Origin of the sequence: Mesorhizobium sp. M7A.F.Ca.US.005.03.2.1 (assembly GCF_003997795.1) — a bacterium.
Lineage (GTDB): Bacteria > Pseudomonadota > Alphaproteobacteria > Rhizobiales > Rhizobiaceae > Mesorhizobium > Mesorhizobium ciceri.
The window spans coordinates 1-2,464 of the sequence record NZ_RZRP01000900.1 but is presented as its reverse complement, the minus strand read 5'-3'; the positions used below and the strand labels follow the sequence as shown (position 1 = coordinate 2,464).

At 61.2% G+C, this 2,464-nt stretch carries 1 protein-coding gene and 3 pseudogenes; all 4 read right to left on the bottom strand.

Annotated elements, in window-relative coordinates; genetic code table 11:
• A partial coding sequence (locus tag EN991_RS32230; protein WP_164769530.1) for a glutamate synthase subunit beta occupies positions 1-748 on the bottom strand: 748 nt, incomplete at its 3' end.
• Between the two features lie 41 nt (positions 749-789).
• A pseudogene (locus tag EN991_RS32225) lies at positions 790-953 on the bottom strand (thioredoxin domain-containing protein); the annotation flags it as partial.
• A gap of 278 nt (positions 954-1,231) precedes the next feature.
• A pseudogene (locus EN991_RS32220) lies at positions 1,232-1,501 on the bottom strand (pyridoxal-phosphate dependent enzyme); the annotation flags it as partial.
• An 8-nt stretch (positions 1,502-1,509) separates the two neighbouring features.
• Positions 1,510-1,714: pseudogene (locus EN991_RS41290) on the bottom strand (isopenicillin N synthase family oxygenase); the annotation flags it as partial.
• Positions 1,715-2,464: the final 750 nt, after the last annotated feature.

The window sequence follows — 2,464 nt, the reverse complement described above, 5'->3', positions numbered from 1 at the left end:
CGGGAAGGCCGGCCGCGCGCGCGGTTTCGAAACCGCCGCAATAAAGCACGGCGTCATGTTCGGCGAGCAGCTCGGCAACCGGCTTGTCGACGCCGACATTGACGCCGCAATGGAAGGTGACGCCCTCGCCCTGCATCTGCTCGATGCGCCGGTCGATATAGTGCTTCTCGATCTTGAAGTCGGGAATGCCGTAACGCATCAACCCGCCGGGCCGGCTCTCGCGCTCATAGACATGGACGTCGTGGCCGGCGCGGCCGAGCTGCTGGGCAGCCGACATGCCGGCCGGGCCGGAGCCGATGACGGCGACGCGCTTGCCGGTCTTCTTCTCCGGCGGATAGGGCCTGATATGGCCGGTCTCGTAAGCCTTGTCGGCGATCGCCTGCTCGACCGTCTTGATGGCGACGGGGATGTCCTCGAGGTTCAGCGTGCAGGCTTCCTCGCAAGGTGCGGGGCAGATGCGGCCGGTGAACTCCGGGAAATTGTTGGTCGAATGCAGGTTGCGGATCGCATTGTCCCAGTCGCCATTGTAGACGAGGTCGTTCCAGTCCGGGATCTGGTTGTGGATCGGGCAGCCCGTCGGCCCATGGCAGAACGGAATGCCGCAATCCATGCAGCGCGCGGCCTGTTTCTCGACCTCTTTGTCGGACATCGGCAGCGTGAATTCGCGGAAATGCCGGATGCGGTCGGAGGCCGGCTGGTACTTGTGCACCTGCCGGTCGATTTCGAGAAAGCCTGTTACCTTGCCCATAGTCCAGTTCCTGCTGTCCAGATGGTGCGCCTGGCGACGCCCTGCAGCTGGATCAGATGGGGCATCCCGTCCACACATGGGCCGCACCAAGTTGCCCAAAATTCGACTATGTACACTTGCCGGGCTCAAAGCTCGTGAGGGGCTCGCCATGCAGCCAGTTCTCGACTCTAATCGAAGGAGCCGGGGACTCCATCTGCAATACCACGTTGCGGTCCAAAGCTATTTCCAAAGGTTTCTGCACGAGCTGGTTTCCTCTCAGAGACGGCACACGGGTTCAGGGAGGAGCGCATCGCTCGTCTTGCCCCATTGAGTGCAGTCACAGTCACTCAGTCTCAAAAGCCATGCCAACGCGCTCAGCGCGCAGTTAGCGCCCATTGCTTCGAAAAACCTCGTCAGTGCCCAGATGTTGGTTGTAATGAACCTGACATTTGTCTGACGCTGTCAGCTTTTGGACACGCGATCACGCGCTTCGTGCCGCCAGATGGCCAGGCCGAGCCCTGTGTTGCCAGCGGTCGCTTCGATGATTGTACCGCCCCGCGCGTGCCACGCTGTTCGGCATTAACGATCATCGACAACGCAATGCGATCCTTGATCGATCCGCCGGGATTCTGGCTTTCGATCTTGACGAAGCGACGACACCTGCCGGTATCGAATCTCTTCAGTTCGACGACCGGCGTCTCCCCAATCAGATCGAGCACTGACAAATGGCGGACGCAGGCGAGAGGACGCCTTTGTCGACGGTCGGCGGAACATCTCGAGGCTCATGCGGCTGCGGTCTCCAGAATGTCGGCATAGTGCCGTTGCGCAATATCGGGATGCGAGCGCAGTCGGCTCTTCAGCAGTTGCGGAACAGGGGATTGTCGGGGTCGCTGGCGGGGCACCCGCTTCGGCAGCCAGTTCAGGCGGCAGGTCAAGAAACCGTATGTCGGCATCAAGCCGCGCGCCGAAGAAGAAGGGAATAGAAACAGTGCCCTTCGAAAGACCCAGGGCGACGGAAATCATTGCATCGGGCGAGTTCATGCGCCTGAAGCAGCGCTGGCTGCAACTGCTTCATAGCGACAGGCGGGCGGAGACTCTAGCGGGGCTTTCGCCGCTTGGTTGATTGAGGCTCTCGACGAAGCCACTAAGATTCGGCGGCCGATAATAGCTTGCTGCTCATTGGGACGCCGACCAACGCCGGGATTGAGAAAGGCAACCCTGCCCCACAAGGCGGGTGTCACACGTGCGGTGCGTCCGCTCGTCGCGCCGGATGGTCTTTGAGACCTGGGTTCACGGCTATTCAGATGCACCCCTGTCGGCTTTTCGGTGCAGGCCGCCAGGCGGCGTGTTGCAGCAGCGGTAATTAGTTTGAGAGCGTGCGAGCACGGGCTGCATAGTGAGATCATTTGCCGGCGTGGGGACCAAGGTGTGGCGCAGCCTTAGAGAACTCAACACCGAGACCGGAGCAACGGAGACGGCTCTTTCGTCGAGACAGTTTAATTGGAAGGCCGAGAAGCACCGGCTGGGTAGCGTCACGCCGCATCATTCTTTGCGGAGCTGGAGCGCGCGGGATCGCTGGAGCGGCTGGTGAAAGCGGTTGCCGGGGCGCACGCCAACAACAACACGTGAGCTGGCGCCTCGTGTGGCAAAAGGAGGGGGCGAGAGCCCATGGCCTGCAATGAAGCGATCAAGCATTGCGATCGTGGAACCAAGCTGCCTAGTCGACCATCCGGACCG